Annotated in this window: 19 protein-coding genes; 6 read left to right on the top strand and 13 right to left on the bottom strand. The window is 47.8% G+C overall.

Annotated elements, in window-relative coordinates; translation table 11 throughout:
* Window positions 1-9 precede the first annotated feature (9 nt).
* The 4 genes from AC3CIC_RS05250 to pspA all read right to left on the bottom strand — a co-directional run bounded on the left by AC3CIC_RS05250 (window position 10) and on the right by pspA (window position 2,783).
* Entirely contained in the window at window positions 10-1,404 is a 1,395-nt protein-coding gene (locus tag AC3CIC_RS05250; protein WP_394212765.1) for a YcjX family GTP-binding protein, read from the bottom strand.
* A 75-nt stretch (window positions 1,405-1,479) separates the two neighbouring features.
* On the bottom strand, window positions 1,480-1,866 hold the full coding sequence (gene pspC, locus AC3CIC_RS05245; RefSeq protein ID WP_488515533.1) for an envelope stress response membrane protein PspC: 387 nt from the start codon (window positions 1,864-1,866) through the stop codon (window positions 1,480-1,482).
* Window positions 1,863-2,093, bottom strand: a complete 231-nt coding sequence (gene pspB / locus AC3CIC_RS05240) for an envelope stress response membrane protein PspB (protein ID WP_016960485.1) — start codon at window positions 2,091-2,093, stop codon at window positions 1,863-1,865. Before pspB ends, pspC begins: the two co-directional genes overlap by 4 nt.
* A 24-nt stretch (window positions 2,094-2,117) precedes the next feature.
* Entirely contained in the window at window positions 2,118-2,783 is a 666-nt protein-coding gene (gene pspA / locus AC3CIC_RS05235) for a phage shock protein PspA (RefSeq protein ID WP_016960486.1), read from the bottom strand.
* Between the two features lie 187 nt (window positions 2,784-2,970).
* Between pspA and pspF the strand changes: the two genes are divergently transcribed.
* The 6 genes from pspF (at window position 2,971) to AC3CIC_RS05205 (ending at window position 9,342) form a co-directional block, all read left to right on the top strand.
* Complete coding sequence (pspF, locus tag AC3CIC_RS05230) at window positions 2,971-3,972, top strand: phage shock protein operon transcriptional activator (protein WP_017004845.1); 1,002 nt, start codon at window positions 2,971-2,973, stop codon at window positions 3,970-3,972.
* 110 nt (window positions 3,973-4,082) lie between these two features.
* Complete coding sequence (gene sapA / locus AC3CIC_RS05225) at window positions 4,083-5,702, top strand: ABC transporter substrate-binding protein SapA (RefSeq protein WP_488515532.1); 1,620 nt, start codon at window positions 4,083-4,085, stop codon at window positions 5,700-5,702.
* A gap of 3 nt (window positions 5,703-5,705) precedes the next feature.
* Window positions 5,706-6,668, top strand: a complete 963-nt coding sequence (locus AC3CIC_RS05220; protein ID WP_016960489.1) for an ABC transporter permease — start codon at window positions 5,706-5,708, stop codon at window positions 6,666-6,668.
* The gene (sapC, locus tag AC3CIC_RS05215) at window positions 6,655-7,542 is read left to right on the top strand and encodes a putrescine export ABC transporter permease SapC (RefSeq protein ID WP_016960490.1); all 888 of its coding nucleotides are present in this window, start codon (window positions 6,655-6,657) and stop codon (window positions 7,540-7,542) included. Before AC3CIC_RS05220 ends, sapC begins: the two co-directional genes overlap by 14 nt.
* Entirely contained in the window at window positions 7,542-8,552 is a 1,011-nt protein-coding gene (locus AC3CIC_RS05210; protein WP_488515531.1) for a peptide ABC transporter ATP-binding protein, read from the top strand. Before sapC ends, AC3CIC_RS05210 begins: the two co-directional genes overlap by 1 nt.
* Window positions 8,536-9,342, top strand: a complete 807-nt coding sequence (locus tag AC3CIC_RS05205; RefSeq protein ID WP_016960492.1) for a peptide ABC transporter ATP-binding protein — start codon at window positions 8,536-8,538, stop codon at window positions 9,340-9,342. The genes AC3CIC_RS05210 and AC3CIC_RS05205 overlap by 17 nt, the downstream gene beginning before the upstream one ends.
* A 121-nt stretch (window positions 9,343-9,463) precedes the next feature.
* Here the strand turns inward: AC3CIC_RS05205 and pyrF are convergent, their stop codons facing one another.
* The 9 genes from pyrF to AC3CIC_RS05160 all read right to left on the bottom strand — a co-directional run bounded on the left by pyrF (window position 9,464) and on the right by AC3CIC_RS05160 (window position 18,911).
* Entirely contained in the window at window positions 9,464-10,159 is a 696-nt protein-coding gene (pyrF, locus tag AC3CIC_RS05200) for an orotidine-5'-phosphate decarboxylase (RefSeq protein ID WP_488515530.1), read from the bottom strand.
* Between the two features lie 6 nt (window positions 10,160-10,165).
* Window positions 10,166-11,335, bottom strand: coding sequence for a lipopolysaccharide assembly protein LapB (gene lapB / locus AC3CIC_RS05195; protein ID WP_488515529.1), 1,170 nt, complete (start codon window positions 11,333-11,335; stop codon window positions 10,166-10,168).
* A gap of 6 nt (window positions 11,336-11,341) precedes the next feature.
* Window positions 11,342-11,626 (bottom strand): LapA family protein, encoded by a 285-nt coding sequence (locus AC3CIC_RS05190; RefSeq protein ID WP_016960495.1) that lies wholly within the window; start codon window positions 11,624-11,626, stop codon window positions 11,342-11,344.
* A gap of 227 nt (window positions 11,627-11,853) precedes the next feature.
* Window positions 11,854-12,132 (bottom strand): integration host factor subunit beta, encoded by a 279-nt coding sequence (gene ihfB, locus AC3CIC_RS05185; protein WP_016960496.1) that lies wholly within the window; start codon window positions 12,130-12,132, stop codon window positions 11,854-11,856.
* Between the two features lie 75 nt (window positions 12,133-12,207).
* Entirely contained in the window at window positions 12,208-13,878 is a 1,671-nt protein-coding gene (rpsA, locus tag AC3CIC_RS05180) for a 30S ribosomal protein S1 (protein WP_016960497.1), read from the bottom strand.
* Window positions 13,879-13,980: 102 nt separating this feature from the next.
* Entirely contained in the window at window positions 13,981-14,667 is a 687-nt protein-coding gene (gene cmk / locus AC3CIC_RS05175; RefSeq protein ID WP_016960498.1) for a (d)CMP kinase, read from the bottom strand.
* 182 nt (window positions 14,668-14,849) lie between these two features.
* Complete coding sequence (gene aroA / locus AC3CIC_RS05170; RefSeq protein ID WP_016960499.1) at window positions 14,850-16,133, bottom strand: 3-phosphoshikimate 1-carboxyvinyltransferase; 1,284 nt, start codon at window positions 16,131-16,133, stop codon at window positions 14,850-14,852.
* 115 nt (window positions 16,134-16,248) lie between these two features.
* Window positions 16,249-17,313, bottom strand: coding sequence for an ion channel (locus AC3CIC_RS05165; RefSeq protein ID WP_394212780.1), 1,065 nt, complete (start codon window positions 17,311-17,313; stop codon window positions 16,249-16,251).
* A gap of 194 nt (window positions 17,314-17,507) precedes the next feature.
* Window positions 17,508-18,911 carry a uracil-xanthine permease family protein gene (locus AC3CIC_RS05160; RefSeq protein ID WP_016960501.1) on the bottom strand — a complete coding sequence of 468 codons (1,404 nt, stop codon included), beginning with the start codon at window positions 18,909-18,911 and terminating at the stop codon, window positions 17,508-17,510.
* Between the last annotated feature and the right edge of the window lie 249 nt (window positions 18,912-19,160).

Here is a 19,160-nt window from a genome sequence, read left to right as displayed (position 1 = left end):
GTCGTACCTTTATCTGAGTTTGTCACCCAGCAAATACTGCAGTGCTTTATCCACCCGAATGTGAGGCAATGGCTCATCAACATCGTTGGGCATGGGTCTGAACTGTCGAAATTCAAAGTGGCTGTTTTGCCAGAATGCATCATTCGGTAGTCGCGGAGGCACGTCTCCCGGATACATCAACATTGGCTCACCCGTTTCGAGTGTGCCGCGAAGCGCCGAAACTGACTCGCCTTTGTGATCAACCATTCCCGGTTCTGTCGCCTGAATGGATGCCAAACTGATGCACTCCATATCAATACCTTCAAACGCGGCAGTTTGCCAAGCTTCGTGAATAAGCTGCTGCAACAAGGAAACAAGGTTTGGATGCTGATCGGGCGTCACGTGATCCGCTTTGGTGGCAGCAAACAATATTTTGTCGATACTCGGTGCAAAGAGACGACGCAACAAGCCACTTTTGCCATACCGAAAGCTTTGCATCAATTGCTCTAAGGCCAAACGCATGTCATTGAATGACTCTGGCCCTGCGTTTAAGGGCTGTAAGGTATCCACCAGCACAATTTGTCTATCCACTTTTGAAAAGTGATCTTGATAGAAGCCTTTTATGATGTGCTGACAGTAATAGTCGTAGCGCTGTTTGAGTATTGCATAGTTGCTGCTAGGCGAGGCTTGCGCCAACTGGCTCTCACCATACTTTTCATTCACTAAAGGGAAGAATTGCAGCACCGGAGCGCCAGCATATTCACCGGGTAACACGAATCTCCCTGGCTGAACCCAGTGCAAGCCCGCTTCGTCTTTGCAGGCATGCAAATAGGCGGTGAATTTTTCAGACAATTCCGCAATGCGCACTTCGTCTGCTTCCGCCAGCGGGTCAAACGTTTCTAAAGACGCAAGCCAATCTTCTGCGAGCGCTTTACGTTTGCCGATTAAAATACCGGATTGTTTTCTCGACCACTCATCAAAACTCATGGAAAGCAGCGGTAAATCCAATAACCACTCGCCTGGGTAATCCACAATATCCACATACAAGGTTGCCGTTTCTTGCAGCAATTTCATTGCGCCGCTATCAGGACGATAACGAATGGCTAATCGAATTTCGCTCACATCGCGTGTTGGCGACGGCCAGCGAGGTGGCTGCGAACGCAATGCTTGTATGCCCTGATCGTAATCAAACGCTGGAATGTGTAACTGCGTTTGTTGAACCCGACGTGCGCCTAGCACGCGCCCTTCTCGCACGGGCTGAAAAAGCGGCATCCGCGGATTTGTGGCGCTATGAAGAAGTTGATTGATGAGCGACGTGATAAAAGCCGTTTTACCGGCTCTGGATAACCCTGTTACGGCAAGGCGAACATGACGGTCAAGCCCGCGGCTTACCCATTTATTAACATGACTTTTCACAGATTTCATGGACGGCAGCAGCTCCTCTTATAACAAGAAATCCCCCGCTATTTGAGCGAGGGATGAGGATAACAGCTTAAAAAATTATAGCTTTTTAAACTGGCGATTAAGATCGAATTCGCTCGAGGTCACATAGGCTTCCATTTTGGCAACCCCTTGCTCCATCTGCATCATTTCCTGATCAATATTGGCCAGTAAGTTACTCGCTGATTTACCTTGTTGCCAAGGTTTTTGTTTGACCTGATGTTCTCGGAAATGGTTAGTTTTCTTTGCTTCTTCCGGCGGCATTTTTTCGAGAATCAACGTCGCAGCAATGTATGCCACAATCACGAAAAAGCCCAGACCAATCAGAAAAGCCGACACGGTAATGATCCTTACCAACCAAATTTCTACACCCAAGTAATCGGCGATACCTGCACAAACGCCGCCGAGCTTCCCATTTACAGGATCACGATACAACGTTTTGCTCATTCTTTATGTCTCCAATTTGGTGCTTCTTCATCAAGAATTCTCTCTAATGAATGAATACGGTCTTGCAGCGCTTCTGCGCGATCTGCCAGTGTTTGCAACTGCTCGTACTCATCACCACTCAAGCCTTGACCCACTTGACGCTTGCTGCGGTAATGAAGCCACAGCCACAGGGGTGCGACGAAAACGAGAAACACCACCAACGGGATGGATAAAAACGCCATTGACATGCCAACTCCTTACCTTGTTAGGTTTTATTCTTTGTCCTTGAGTTCCGCTTTCATACGAGCGAGTTCTTTTTCAATTTCATCTTGCGCTTGAAGATCGGCAAATTCGTCTTCGAGATGCTTTCCTTTGCCAATGCTGTAGCTGTCTGCTTCCGCTTCAAGTTCATCGATGCGGCGCTCGTACTGCTCAAACTTAGCCAACGCTTCATCGGTGCGGCCGGTGTCTAGCTGACGACGTACGTCACGACGCTTGCCTGCGGTTTCACGGCGGATCACCAACGCTTGTTGACGTGCGCGGGTTTCCGCTAATTTGGTTTCCAGTTCAGCGACTTCATTGCCAAGCTTACCAATGGTTTCTTCTACCAAATGGAACTCTTCTTTTAGCGTCAGCAAGATATCGTGCACTTTCTGCTTTTCAATTAACGCGGCGCGAGCCAGATCTTCGCGAGATTTTTGCAACGCCAGCGTCGCTTTTTCCTGCCAATCTGTCATTTGACGTTCGATGCCGTCAATCTTACGCGCCAATTCTTTTTTGTCAGCCAGTGCACGGGCAGATGAAGTGCGCACTTCGACTAACGTGTCTTCCATCTCTTGAATGATCAAGCGAACCATTTTTTGTGGATCTTCTGCTTTGTCCAACAGTGAGTTGACATTAGCGTTAACGATGTCTGCAAAGCGAGAGAAAATACCCATTGTGATGCTCCTTATGCCGAATGCGCTCTGTGCGCCTACCGATTGAGGGAATACCTCATTTGGTAATGTCTATATCAAGCAACGTGCCAACTTTTATTATCAATACATATCAATAGGTTAAATAATTTAGTGAATTGTAGGGTGATAAGCGTATGATAAAATAAACTAACAGTTGGTAAATTTAGCCATGCAAAAGCCTGACAACCTTATCGGCGAGTCTGACCACTTTCTCTCGGTACTCGATCATGTCTCCCGAATCGCGCCATTAAACAGACCCGTGCTGCTGCTTGGCGAACGAGGAACGGGTAAGGAGCTGATTGCGAAACGGCTTCATTATTTGTCACGACGTTGGGATGGCCCCTTGGTGAGCCTAAACTGCGCAGCCCTTAGCGAAGGCTTAATTGATTCAGAGCTATTTGGTCATGAAGCGGGGTCATTCAGCGGTGCCAAAGGCCGCCACAAAGGACGCTTCGAGCGGGCCGAAGGCGGAACACTGTTTTTGGATGAACTGGCGACGTCACCACTAGGTGTACAAGAAAAGCTGCTTCGCGTGATTGAATATGGCGAGTATGAACGCGTCGGTGGCAGCGATATGTTAAGCGCTGATGTCCGGCTCATTTGTGCCACCAACGAAAACTTGCCACAACTGGCTGCTGACGGTGAATTTCGCGCAGATCTGCTCGATCGCCTCGCGTTTGATGTGATTCATCTTCCCCCGCTTCGCGAACGTCACGGGGATATTTTGCTGCTGGCGGAATACTACGCATTGAAGATGTGCCGAGAGCTTGGGTATCACTATTTCTCTGGTTTTACCTCTGGCGCAATACAAGCCCTTAACGACTATCATTGGCCAGGCAATGTGCGCGAATTAAAGAACGTGGTTGAACGTGCAATCTATCGTCATGCAGACGAGGACAGCCCTGTCGATGCCATACTGTTAGACCCTTACAAAGCACCTTGGGCAGCAATGCCAACGTCAGAAGTGAAAGCAACACCTCAGTTTGTGCTGCCTATGGATTTGCGGCAGTGGCAACAAGACCAAGAAAAAGAAATCGTTGAATTTGCGATGACACATGCCAAGTTCAATCAAAGACGCGCCGCAGAGCTGTTGGGGTTAAGCTACCATCAAGTAAGAGGGTTATTGCGAAAATACAATCTGGTTGGTGATGAAAACATCGATTCAGACTGAGTTTTCAGTTTGTTATTCTGAAATTACCCTCTTATTTACACCGTGACTTGGTGACTTTGTTGCTTCAGTGGTAAATTAACATCTTAACTTTATTACCTAATCATTGGCTTATGAGCGCGTTAAGCCGCTTGCTGATTGCAAGCGTAACCATTCTCCTTCTGGCAGGATGTGAAGATCCGTTCTCAGACAACTCTGCGCGAAATCGCGGGTTTATCTATTGTGGACCGGGTCAGCCAAATACATTCAATCCGCAGCTAACCGACGGCGGCTTAACCGCTGACGCCCTTTCTAGCCAATTATTCGATCGCCTATTGCAGTTGGACCCCAATACCTATCAGCCCAAGCCGATGCTTGCGCAGAGTTGGGAAGTCAGCCCAGATGGCAAGGAATACACCTTCAATCTGAGAAAAAGCGCGACGTTTCAAGTGACAGATTGGTTTATTCCACACCGCGGATTGACGGCAGAAGATGTGGTGTTCAGTTTCGAGCGACTGATTGATCCTGACCATCCTTTTCATAAGGTGTCCGGCGGCGAATACCCTTGGTTTGACAGCATGGATTTCCGAGGTCTTGTCGATAATGTCGCCGCCATCGGTAAATATCAGGTGAGATTCACTTTGTCTCGACCTGATGTGTCGTTCCTTTCTACACTCGCCACAACTTATGCTGTTGTTCATTCTGCGGAGTACGCCAAGCATCTACTCACATCAGGCACACCGGGACGTATTGATACGCATCCCGTGGGTTCCGGCGCATTCTATTTGGATGAGTACCAACCTCACCGCTATATCCGATTGAAACGCCATTGGGGGTATTGGAATGGTGCAGCGCCAATGGAGCAAGTTATCTTTGACATCAGTACACGCGGAACGGGGACATTTACCAAGCTGATCACACGTGAGTGTGACGTGTTGTCGTCGCCTATCGCCAGTCAGTTATCTGTCATCGAGAAAAACCCTGATTTTGTTCTCGCGTCACAAACCGGTATGAACGTCGCCTTTCTTGCGTTGAATACTCGCCACCCTGCGTTATCAGAACTTGAAGTGCGTCAAGCCATTAGCTTGGCTATCAACCGCGATGCGCTCATTCAATCGGTTTACTACGGCACTGGCACAAGCGCAACAGGCATGCTTCCTCCCATGTCTTGGGCTTACGACAGTGAAAGCACCACGGCGTTTGATCCTCAACTTGCGCTTGGACTGATGGCTAAAGCAGGCTATCGACATGGCTTTACGGTAGAACTTTTGGTGCCGCTGACGCCCAAGTCCTATAACCCAAGCCCGAGAAAAGCCGCGGAGCTTATTCAATCGAACCTTGCTGCAATTGGCATTACCGTTAATATCGTTGCTCAAGAGGACATTAACCGTAAGCAGCTAAAGCAAGACCCGAGTAATTTAGATATGGTCCTAACCGGTTGGATTGCTGATAACGGTGACCCCGACAACTTCCTTCGCCCACTTCTTTCTTGCAATGCGAAATTTACGGGCTGGAATCTATCTAATTGGTGTAACCGCTATTTTGACCGCCATTTAGATAGCGCTATCGCAACCGATGTTCGTGAAGATCGCAGAGAAATTTACTTACAAGCTCAAGCTATTCTTCAAGATCGCATGCCACTTATCCCTCTCGCGCATGGCGTTCATTATCAAGCTCGAAATGCCAAATTGCAGGGCATTACTCTTAGTCCTTTCGGAGACAAATCTTTTGCCAATGTTTCTAGGAGCCAGTGATCTATGTTGATCTATGTAATACGCCGGCTCAATCTCTTCATCATCACTTTGCTCATCCTGACTTTGATCGGCTACAACATTGTTCGTCTCGACGATTTTTCCATCTATAACCAACAAGAGTTTTGGGCTGGATGGGTGCAATATTTACGTCAATTGATGCAAGGTAACCTGGGGGTTGCAGCCAACGGCCTTCCGGTGACCGAATCTCTCTCCTTAGTGTTTCCCGCTACCATGGAGTTATGTTTCTTCGCCTTTTTACTGGCGCTGATCATCGGTATTCCGTTTGGCACGCTTGCTGGAATTCGCCGCGGCTCTGTCGCTGACGTGATGATTTCTTCTATTACATTGCTAACGTTTTCCATGCCCATCTTCTGGATGGCAATACTAATGATCATGGTGTTTTCGTTGTACCTTGGTTGGCTGCCGGTTTCAGGCCGGTATAACTTGTTGTTTGAGATCCCAACGGTCACCGGTTTCGCGTTAGTGGATGTATTGCTATCTAATCACCCTCAGCGAAGCCAAGCTATTGAAGACATAATTCGACACCTTATCATGCCAACCTTGGTGTTGGCCGTTGCCCCCACTACAGAAATTATCAAGCTATTGCGCGATTCTGTGGCAGACGTGATGAGCCAAAATTACATCAAGGCGGCCGCGACGAAAGGCTTATCAAAGTCTGAAATCGTCATGCGCCATGTGCTTAAAAATGCGCTACCTCCAATTATTCCAAAATTTGGCATTCAAATTTCTACCATGATGACATTCGCTATTATTACCGAATCAATATTTAACTGGCCAGGTATCGGCACGTGGTTGCTGGATGCACTCAGCTTCCAAGATTATGTGACAGTTCAAGCAGGTGTGCTGGCGGTTGGCAGCGTTGTATTGCTTGCCAACATATTTTCCGACTTAGCAGGTGCTGCAATAAGCCCTCTAGCAAGGAAGGAATGGTATGCCCTCAAATAGCGTTTACGTTGAACAGCATATTCCTACGCAGCTGGAGCGCTCTTGGAGTGCTTTTCGTGAGAACACTTTGGCCGTGTTTGGCTTCTGGTGCCTTTGCTTGCTCGTGCTCATCACATTACTGGCGCCTTGGATATCACCTTATGATCCGCAATTTCAAACGGGGCATCTTCTGCAGCCCCCTTCATGGGATAACAAAGGTACCGTTGATTATTTCTTAGGAACCGATGATTTAACACGAGACATGTTATCTCGCCTTATTGCTGGTTCCCGCTTAACCTTCGGTTATGCGATTCTAGTGGCACTGGCGGCGGGTGTCTTGGGCGTGTTGATTGGTATTTTGGCAGGCATGACATCAGGCCTAAAATCCAGTTTTCTTAATCACTTGCTTGATACCATACTGTCGATTCCATCGCTGTTGCTGGCTATCGTCGTGGTCGCATTTAAAGGCCCCGGGGAAATGAATATCTTGCTGGCTGTATGGCTAGCACTGATCCCTCGTTTCATTAGGGCGGTTTACACCGCCGTTCACGCCGAAATGGAAAAAGAATACATTCTGGCAGCACGCCTTGATGGCGCTAACAGCTTCTATCTTCTTTATCACTCTGTGCTACCAAACATCCTTGTTGTGTTGAATACAGAACTGACGCGCGCGATTTCTGTGGCTATTCTGGACATTGCAGCTCTGGGGTTTCTCGGGTTGGGCGCACAAGCGCCTTCCCCAGAATGGGGAGCCATGTTGGGTGATTCCATTGAGTTGGTATTTACAGCACCGTGGACGGTCACACTGCCAGGGCTGGCTATCATGATAAGCGTACTGGTGGTCAACCTTGTGGGTGATGGCGTCAGTCAGGCAATAAACGCGGGGACAGAATAATGCCGCTGTTAGATATTAGACACCTGACCATTGAAATTGATACGCCTCAAGGCCCCGTTAAAGCGGTAGACCGAATGAGTCTGACTATCAATGAAGGCGAAATTCGCGGTCTGGTAGGCGAATCAGGTTCAGGGAAAAGCTTGGTGGCGAAAGCCATTTGTGGCGTCACCAAAGACAATTGGCGAGTCAGCGCTGACCGTATGCGCTTAGGCAATATTGATTTGCTCTCGCTACCGGCGCGCGAACGCCGCCATTTAGTTGGCAAAGACATTGCGATGATTTTCCAAGAACCTTCGACGTGTCTCGATCCATCAGAAGAGGTGGGGTATCAACTTGAAGAGGCGATTCCTTCTAGCTCATTTAGCGGCAGTTGGTGGCAGCGTCTATCTTGGCGTAAGCAGCAATCCGTCGCGCTGTTACACAAAGTAGGGATTAAAGATCACAAGCGTGTAATGAAAAGCTACCCCTATGAATTAACCGACGGCGAATGCCAAAAAGTGATGATCGCAATGGCGATCGCGAATCGCCCTCGCCTTTTGATTGCTGATGAACCGACTGCCGATTTGGATCCGATCACTCAGGCTCAGATCTTCCGACTGCTCAGTCGAACGAATCAGATCGCCAACACTACCATTTTGTTGATCAGTCACGACCTAACAACCGTGACACAATGGGCTGACCGTATCACGGTCATGTATTGTGGCCAATCCGTTGAATCTGCGGGGCGAAAGCAAATTATAGAGGCGCCGCATCACCCTTATACTGATGCCTTGCTTCGCGCGATGCCAGACTTTAGCAAAAATATACCGCACAAGAGCAAGCTCGCCGCACTGCCCGGCTCTATTCCCCCATTGCAGCATTTGCCGATCGGTTGCCGACTGGGACCACGTTGCCCTTATGCACAACGTAAATGCGTAGAAGTACCGCGTACTCGCAAGGTGAAAAATCACAAGTTTGCGTGTCATTTCCCTCTCAATATGGAAGTCAAAAAGCATGACCGCACTGCTTGAAGTTGAAGGCTTAAGAAAAGACTATCAATATCGCACCGGGCTCTTTACCAAACGTGTGATTGAGGCGGTTAAGCCCGTTTCTTTTTCATTGGATGCGGGTGAAACATTAGCGCTGATTGGCGAAAACGGTTCAGGTAAGTCTACGCTTGCTAAAATGTTGGCTGGCGTCGTCATGCCATCAGGTGGAGATGTGCGTGTTAATGGTGAAGTGCTGAGACCGAACGATTACAAAACGCGTTGCAAACTGATCCGCATGATTTTTCAAGACCCCAATACCTCGCTCAATCCACGTAATCAGATTGGCCAGATTTTGGAAAGTCCCCTAAAAAGAAACACCAATATGACGCCGCAAGAGCGTGAACGCCGAGTGATAGATACGCTGCGTCAGGTCGGTTTGCTTCCAGAGCATGCCTATTTCTATCCGCAGATGTTAGCCACGGGGCAAAAACAACGCATTTCGTTAGCTCGCGCATTGATCCTACAACCTTGTGTGATTGTTGCCGATGAAGCTTTGAATGGATTGGATATGTCCATGCGCTCTCAAATCCTAAATCTTCTTCTCGAACTGCAGGAGCTGATGGGGTTGTCTTATATCTATGTGTCTCAGCACATGGGGGTGGTCAAGCACGTGGCCGACAAAGTGATGGTGATGCAAAACGGTGAGGTCGTAGAGTCAGGCAGTACACAAACTGTTTTCTCTGAACCCAAACACGCACTGACACAGCGCTTGATTGAAAGCCATTTCACGGCGCCAACGCTCGACAGGCGCTCTCGCTACAACATGGCTTAAAAGAAATAGAGCGACCAAGATGGTCGCTCTATTTCTTTGTCTTCAACGTCTGTTTTCAACGCGTTAGATGGGTGTCTACCCAAGCGCGAATAGTGAATCTAAACATTATATCTACAGGCTATTACGCCAACGATGCGTTGATCTCAGCCAGCACAGCTGACGGGTTGGCAGCTTGCGTGATAGGACGACCAATCACCAAATAATCGGATCCTGCACTCACCGCTTCCACTGGGGTCATGATACGGCGCTGGTCGCCAGCATCACTGCCTGCAGGGCGAATGCCAGGGGTGACCAGTTTGAAATCCTGACCAAGGGATGTTTTTAGCATGCTTGATTCGTGTGCCGAACACACTACGCCATCTAGACCACTGTTACGGGTTAGCGTCGCCAGCGATAAAACATGCCCTTGTGGTTCACGGCTAATGCCAACACCTGCCAGATCACTCTGATCCATACTGGTCAGCACAGTCACACCAATCAACAATGGCTTGTCTTTGCCATACGGTTCCAACGCTTCACGCGCAGCAACCATCATTCGCTCACCGCCGCTGGCGTGAACGTTCACCATCCACACGCCAAGCTCAGCTGCCGCTGCAACTGCTCGCGCACAAGTATTTGGAATATCGTGAAATTTCAGATCCAGAAAAACGGTATGACCACGTTCATTAAGCTTGCGTACATAGTCAGGACCGTAAAGGGTGAACATCTCTTTACCCACTTTCAAGTGACAACTGCCTGGCTCGATACGATCAACAAACGCAAGCGCTTGATCAATGTTTGGGTAATCTAATGCAACAATAACTTTTGGATCCTGCATTTCCAATTATTCTCCGTCTAGGCCTCTGATGGGTTTTATCGAACCCCATCCTTTGCATGATGGACAATGCCAATACAAAGAATGGGTGGAGAAACCGCACTTCCTGCAACGGTAATGCGGCTTCACTTTTAGTTGTTCTGCAACCAAGTGCTTCAGGGTTGTCAGGCTCATTTTCGCCCTCCCTTCTTCAGCTTGTTCGACATGAAGCTCCATGAGTTTGTGGAAGCCTTTCATGGTCGGATTCTTGGTCAATTGGCGTGTTAAGAAACTTTGCGCCATAGCGGGGTTTTCGTGGTCGCTGATTATATCTGACATCATCAACTCTGCCGACGCGCCAGTATTTTTCTCAATGCAATGCTTTAGAAAGCGCACCAACGACATCTCTTTGTCCATGTGTTGGTAGCACTGCTCTAATAAAGGTAATGCTTCACTGACAAAGTCAGGATCTTGTTCAAGCACCTGCTCAAGCCCTTTGGTGGCATCTTTGTAATCTTGGTTTTGAATATCAATACGCGCCAGCATCAGGGAAGCGCGCACACATCCTTTATCAATCGATAGCGCTTTACGCAGCAGTTGCCTGGTGGTTTTCTCGTCACTCTCGGCCAACGATTGCGTAGCAAGCTCGCAGTAAAAGTGGGAAATATCACGTTTTAGCTTCGTTTTCCCCGATTTAACCAGACGACTGGCGATGTCGATAGCTTTATCCCATTCGCGGGTTTGCTGATAAATGGCGAGTAACTGTTGCAGGGCGAATTGTTTGTAATCAGGTTCATCAATCAACTGATGGAAGATTTTCTCTGCGCGGTCAAAAAAGCCTGCCACCATATAATCTTTGGCGAGTTGTTGCAGTGCGAGGTTACGTTGATCGAGCGTGAGATTAGGACGGGCGATGAGATTTTGGTGAATGCGAATCGCTCGGTCTACTTCCCCGCGAGAGCGGAAAAGGTTGCCGAGTGCTAAGTGTGTATCAATCGTCTCGTTATCGACTTGCAACAGTTCTATAAATAGGTCGACGGCTTTATCTGATTGGTCAGACAAAAGAAGGTTCAGGTCCGCGACATATTGTCTCGATAGATGATGAGACTGATCCTGTTTGCGATGACGAGCATTCCTATTGCCCATATACCAACCGTAACCAGCGGCGATTGGCAGCAACAGAAACAACAGCTCAAGCATGTACGATTATTCCTTAACTGGGTCGATTCGCAGTTTATCTAACTCCTGACGCTGTTTGTTGACTTGCTTTTTCAGCATGGCGGCAGACATTCTGGCTTTCAGGTAAAGCATACCGCAAATTAGCCAGCCGAGGGCAAACCCGGTGCCAAATACAACGCCCAGAAGTAACGACAATCTAAACTCACCTTGTGCTACCAGATAGTTGAAGTGAACCACTTCCTGATTTTGCGCACCAAGGGCGAGTGTGATTAGAAAACACAAGACGAGTAAAACGATACCAATAATCTTCACAGTCACTCCCTCTCTATTATTTCCAACGGAAGATAAGAATAGACGTCTAACGTCCAGATTCAGTTGTTGGACTAATTATACCTAAGCCGCCTCAAAATCTGACCATCAGAAGTGGCTTGGGTATACCTGTGATTATGCAGTAATTTGGCTTGTCAGACCATTGTAATAGACATAAAAAAAACGGCACACTTAACGCATGCCGTTTTTTGTTCGAAAGCGAATCAATCTTAAAGATTAACTCGGTCGCGAAGCTCCTTGCCCGGTTTAAAGTGAGGAACGTATTTACCGTCCAACTCAACCTTATCGCCTGTCTTTGGATTGCGTCCAACGCGAGGAGCGCGATAATGCAAAGAGAAACTACCAAAACCACGAATCTCGATTCTGTCGCCATCCTCGAGTGTAGTGGCCATGTGTTCAAGGATTTCCTTGATGGCATCTTCTACCTGTTTGGCAGAAAGATGGGTTTGTTGACTGCATAGCCTTTCGATTAGCTCAGACTTGGTCATGTACACCCCGCTTTTAGTATGTTTCTCAACAGTATAACTGTAGAGGGGGAAATTTTCCCCCTCAGTTCACATTAATTATTCGCTTTTCGCAGCTTTGAAAGCATCTGCCATTGCATTACCGAACGCGCCTTCTTCAGCTTTGTTCAGAGTTGCCATAGCTTCTTGCTCATCAGCTTCGTCTTTCGCACGAACAGACAAGTTGATTACGCGGTTCTTACGGTCAACACCGGTGTACTTCGCTTCAACTTCGTCGCCAACAGCAAGAACAAGAGTTGCATCTTCAACGCGGTCACGTGATGCTTCAGAAGCACGTAGGTAACCTTCAACGCCTTCGATCAGCTCAACGGTTGCGCCTTTAGCGTCAACTGCAGTTACTTTACCCTTAACAATAGTACCTTTCTTGAAGTCAGCCAGGTAGTTGTTGAACGGGTCTTCTTCCATTTGCTTAACGCCAAGTGAGATACGCTCACGCTCAGCATCAACCTGAAGAACTACTGCAGAGATCTCGTCGCCTTTCTTGAAGTCGCGAACAGCGTCTTCGCCTGCAACATTCCAAGAAATGTCAGACAGGTGAACTAGGCCGTCGATACCGCCGTCAAGACCGATAAAGATACCGAAGTCAGTAATAGACTTGATCTTACCAGTTACGCGATCGCCTTTGTTTTGCATTTCTGCAAATACTTGCCATGGGTTGTTCTTACATTGCTTCAGACCCAGGCTGATACGGCGACGCTCTTCGTCGATGTCCAGAACCATAACTTCAACTTCGTCACCCACGTTAACAACTTTAGATGGGTGAATGTTTTTGTTAGTCCAGTCCATTTCAGAAACGTGTACTAGACCTTCAACGCCTTCTTCGATTTCTACGAAGCAGCCGTAATCAGTTAGGTTAGTTACACGACCAGTCAGTTTGTGACCTTCTGGGTAACGGTTAGCGATTGCTACCCATGGATCTTCGCCAAGCTGCTTAAGGCCTAGTGATACGCGAGTGCGGTCACGGTCGAACTTAAGAACTTTAACCAGGATCTCGTCACCAACGTTAACGATTTCTGATGGGTGTTTAACGCGTTTCCAAGCCATGTCAGTGATGTGAAGCAGGCCGTCAACACCGCCTAGATCTACGAATGCACCGTAGTCAGTCAGGTTCTTAACGATACCTTTAACTTCCATACCTTCTTGCAGAGAAGCAAGCAGTTCATCACGCTCAACGCTGTTTTCAGATTCGATAACAGCACGACGAGAAACAACAACGTTGTTGCGCTTCTGGTCTAGCTTGATAACTTTGAACTCCAGCTCTTTGCCTTCCAGGTGAGCAGTGTCACGTACTGGACGAACGTCAACCAGTGAACCAGGTAGGAACGCACGGATGCCGTTCAGCTCAACAGTGAAGCCGCCTTTAACTTTACCGTTGATAACACCGATAACAGTTTCAGCTTCTTCGTAAGCTTTCTCAAGTTGGATCCAAGCTTCGTGACGTTTTGCTTTTTCACGAGACAGTTGAGTCTCACCGAAGCCGTCTTCGATAGCGTCTAGCGCTACGTCAACTTCAGCGCCAACTTCAACTTCTAGTTCGCCAGCTGCGTTTTTGAATTGCTCAGCAGGGATAGAAGACTCTGATTTCAGGCCAGCATCAACAAGAACGTAACCGTTCGCGATAGCTACAACAGTACCTTTAACGATGGCACCTGGGCGAGTTTCAATCGTTTTTAGCGATTCTTCAAAGAGTGAAGCAAAAGATTCAGTCATTAATTTGATCTTCAATTATTTAAACGTCCACGGGTATCCTACCACGTGGGGTTGATATTAATGTCGGTCATCATCCTTGCGACCAACGGCTTTGCCGCTACTTCAAGAAGTAACGGTAAATTTGCTTTCAATATAGGACAATGCTAGCTCGAGCACCTGCTCAATGTTAAGAGAAGTTGAATCTAGCAATAGTGCATCGTCCGCGGGACGTAATGGCGCGACTGCGCGGTTGCGATCTCGATCATCACGTTCCTGAATTTCGTTCAAAAGGCGGTCAAAGTTAACATCTAACCCCTTTAGTTGCAACTGGTTCATGCGGCGATTGGCGCGCTCTTCAGCGCTTGCGTCTAGGAAGATTTTCACTTCTGCTTTTGGAAAAACAACCGTGCCCATGTCTCGACCGTCAGCAACCAATCCTGGCGCCTCGGCAAATGCGCGTTGTCGACGCAATAATGCTTCACGCACTCGAGGCAATGCCGCAACTTTAGATGCCGCCATACCCGTTTCTTCTTTACGCAGCTCACTGGAAACATCTTCGCCTTCCAGAATCACTTTAACCAACTCGCCTTCAGCTTTGAACTGCACATCAAGGTGTGCAGCGAGCGGAACTAACGCATCCTCAGATTCAGGATCAACACCGTGATGAATGGCTGCTAGCGCAAGAACACGATAAATCGCGCCAGAGTCGAGCAAATGCCAGCCCAGCCTTGCAGCTATTAGCATGCAAAGGGTCCCTTTTCCGGCACCACTTGGGCCATCAACAGTAATTACGGGCGCGAGCGTAGACATATACTTCTCCAAATCGTTTACGATCAGAGCACCATTAAAGGCAGACGATTGGTGAATCACCAAACGTTTAGGCACTCTGAGGAATCGGGGACGTATTATAGGGAATTTCGACCAAAAAAAATAGGCCGGCGATGTGCAGACCTATTTTTGTTATGTCGATATCTTGTATGCGTGTTGTGGCGTTATCTTTCCGCTAGTGCGTCCAGTTTATCGAAATAGTCTGGGAATGTTTTCGATGTGCATTTAGGGTCATTGATGGTGACGGGCGTATCGCTCAGCGCAATCAATGAAAAGCACATTGCCATACGGTGATCGTCATACGTATCAATGGCGGCATGCTTAAGGTTCGCCGTCGGTGTAATGGTGATGTAATCTTCACCTTCTTCGACTTCTGCACCGACTTTTCGCAATTCAGTGGCCATGGCTGACAGGCGATCTGTTTCCTTCACACGCCAGTTGTACACGTTGCGAATGGAAGTCGTGCCTTTTGCAAACAATGCAGTTGTGGCGATGGTCATCGCAGCATCAGGAATATGGTTGAAGTCGAGATCGACTGCGTTTAACTCACCACGTCGAGCAATGACGTAATCATCACCCCACTCGATTTCCGCTCCCATTGCTGCCAACGCATCAGCAAACTGTACATCACCTTGAATGCTTTTCTTGCCAATACCCGTCACTTTCACTTCTCCGCCTTTAATCGCGGCAGCGGCAAGGAAGTATGATGCTGAAGAAGCATCACCTTCCACCAGGAAGTCACCTGGTGCTGTGTAGGTTTGGTTCCCTTTCACAAAGAAGACTTGGTAATTGTCGTGCTCAACCGAGATACCAAACTGCGACATGATGTGCAGCGTGATATCAATGTAAGGCTTAGACACCAAATCACCCTTGATGCGGATTTCTGTGTCACCGCTAAACAGCGGTGCGGTCATCAAAAATGCCGTCAAGAACTGGCTCGAAATCGTGCCATCGATTTCTACCGAACCACCCGCGATATCAGCGCTAATGATTTTTAGCGGCGGATAATCTTGATTCTCAAGATAGGTGACATCTGCACCCACATCACGAAGCGCGTCCACCAAATGGCCGATCGGGCGCTCTTTCATACGTGGCTCACCGGTGAGTACGTATTCTCCTTTGCCCAAACACAATGCAGCAGCCAACGGTCGCATTGCTGTGCCTGCATTCCCAAGGAAGAGTTCTGTCGGTTCAGATGTTTGAAACGCACCGCCAAGACCTTCAACTTCGCAGACCGTTTTGTCGTCTGACAAACGATAGGTAACACCCAGTTTCGCGAGTGCATTGAGCATGTGGCGAATGTCATCACTATCTAGCAAGTTGGTTAAGCGAGTTGTGCCTTTTGCCAGCGCGGCTAACAGCAAAGCACGATTTGACACGCTTTTTGAACCAGGGAGGTTCACTTCACCGTTAATTTTGGAAATAGGTTGTAACGTCAATTGCTCCATCTGAACTACTTGGGATCCTTAATTTTTCGTACCCCGAGAGTAACGAAAAAGCAGCGGTTCGGCTAGTCCCCCGCTGCTTTGATGTTTTTTAGCCCGTTTTTTGATATTCAGAGTGTTAACGTGTCATTTTCTTCACAAATACAACAACAAATAGGGCAATGGTGAAACTACCAGTGAATGCTTCTGTCGCAGCCACTAATCTCGACATTCCGATCGGTATGTAGTCACCATAACCAAGCGTGGTAAACGTCACCACACTGTAATAAAGGCACTCTGCAAACGCTTGAGCATTCCCCCCAATCCCCTGACTCTCTGAATATCCCACAGGTTCACCTGAAAACTGTATCCCGGTGAAAAAATATAGCATCGCACTGATGACGATGAGCGCAAGTGAGAAAAAAACAACCCGAATCGGGCTTTCGCCATAGCCGCAAAAAAGATCCACCGTTTTTGACATGGCTCGTTGAGTGGAAAATAGAGGCATTTGATAACGGCGCATCGTCAGTTCTTTTTGTAAGAAATAGCCTGCCATGGTGAAAATGCCATTCGCTTCCGACGCCTTACGTAAATCTCGATATATTTCTTCAGACTGCTCATACAGGTCTAACGCTTTTTCCATGTCACGATGCTTTTCTGCGATACGCCCCTCCGCTTCTTGTTGCAGCGTGTGGCCTATCTTAATGTTGTCAATTTTGGTGTCAGTTAACTTCACACCCAACAAGTTACAGTTGATAAAGCTGGCGCAGTGAATATTGGCGTCATGTAAGTCTGCTTTCATCAAGCTGCCGTGATCGAATTTGGCATTGAAAAGGTGAGCGCAGGTCATGTTTGAGCGATAGAAATTAGCATGGCTGAGATCATAACCACCACCTGAGCCATGCCTAACGAGGTTCACGTCTTTAAGGTCCCCACGCTTGACGATGATACCTCTCAACTGGCCGCCGCTTTTGGCATAGGCTTCGAGCTTCTCTTTAACACCAGGAACTTCTTTCGAAAGATTCTCGTCATGCCAGTAACAAAAACCTGACTCTTCCGCTGGCTCATGGCAACTATGTTTCTCGCCATCGGGATCACAGTATCGGCAAATGGCTTGCTGAATGTCGTCGTTAACGATTGATGAGGATGATTCGGAAACAGTATCTGCGCCTTCAATGTGCGCGGACTCAGAGCTATTTGACATAACGGCACCTCCAATTTCTCAGTATAGAGACTGAAATGAAAAAGTGAGAGACGGTTATTTTTCATAGAGGTAGTGACGTAGAGGGAGGGCGAAAGAGAAAAAGGATCCAAAGAGGTAAGAGGTAAAGAGGTAAAGAGGTAAGGTAGCGACCGTGATCCTATGTAGTCGCTACCCTCTGTTCTTAACAAAGCGTGTTATTTCGCTTCTTGTCTCTCTTCGTGTTTTTCTTCGCGCTTGTCTTCTATTGGCAGCACAAGATTCAGAATGATTGCCGTCAAGCCACCCGCCGCCATACCTGAAGAAAGGATATTTCTGATCCAATCTGGCATGAATTGCAGGATCTCTGGTTTTTGCGCAATACCCAACCCCATGGAGAAGGACAGTGCCATGATGAGAATAGCTCGGCGGTTCAAATCACAACGCGAGATAATGCGAATGCCTGAAGCTGCAATCGTGCCAAACATAACAATCGTTGCGCCGCCCAACACAGGCTCCGGAATCAATTGAACCAAAGTTGCAACGCCCGGAAGTAAGCCAAGAATGACCAACATTCCCGCGACGAAGTAACCAATGTAACGACTCGCCACACCCGTTAATTGAATGACGCCGTTGTTTTGACTAAACGTTGAATTCGGAAAGCTATTCAAAACCGCAGCCAAAGCAGAGTTAACACCATCCGCCAACACGCCACCTTTAATGCGTTTCATGTAGATAGGACCTGATACTGGTTGCTCTGAGGTTTCAGACGTTGCAGTAATGTCCCCAATGGCTTCCAATGACGTGACTAAGAAGACAATCACAAGAGGCACAAGTAAGGTGAAATCGAACGACAAGCCATATTGCATCGGCTGAGGGATAGCAACCCACTCAATATCTTGTGCTGGTGCTGTATTTATCATACCGAGCACATAGGCAAGCAGTGTCCCCACGGTCATGGCGATAACAATCGAGGACATACGTAAATAAGGGTTATTGATACGATTAAGCAACACGATGACCACGAGTACGGAGCCCGCGAGTAATAGATTCTTTAATTCACCAAACGTACCGTTCTCAATCGCCGCATAGCCGCCCCCCATAGAAGTCAGACCCACTTGGATCAGCGTCAAACCAATGAGTGTCACAACAATCCCCGACACCAATGGCGTGATCACACGTTGAGCATGCTCCAGCACACGAGATAGGAATACTTCCGTTAGTGAAGCAATCATGATGGTACCAAATATCGCTGCCATCATGGTTTCGGTATCTGCACCGCCCGCTTTCATCGCAAGACCCGCACCGATAATTGGCCCCAAGAAGTTGAAGCTGGTTCCCTGAATTGAGAGTAAACCCGACCCTAATGGCCCAATGGTTCGAATTTGAATAAGAGATGCCAGGCCAGAAGCAAAGAGAGACATACTGACAATGGTATTCGTGTCACTGGCAGGTAAGCCCAGAGCCTGACAAATGATCAATGAAGGGGTCACTACCGCAACAAACATCGCGAGCAAATGTTGTAGCGCAGCAAAAAGCGTCTGCGGAAGGGGCGGGCGATCATCAAGGCGATAAATCAACTCTGATGGACGAACAGTATCCGAATTTGAAGAAAGACTCATTGCGTACTACCTACGTTAAATGCACTTACTTCATCACGCTGAATGGGTGAAGAAGTTACCTGAATACATGTTCTGTGATTGCTGTTACTCAGAGCAATCAGGTAGCTAAGTGGCTGTTGTGGGGGGGTGATTTGCGCGCCATTTTATACAGCGAAAAATGAAAAGCAAACGTTTGCGCAATGCGGTTGAACTGTATGGCTACAGAGTGAGCACATTTAACAAGTTGCAAACAAAACAGATGGTAACGAA

The organism is Enterovibrio sp. QJM3NY_24 (genome assembly GCF_057786035.1).
Note: the sequence above shows the minus strand (reverse complement) of the source record. Positions and strands in the feature narration are given on the sequence as shown.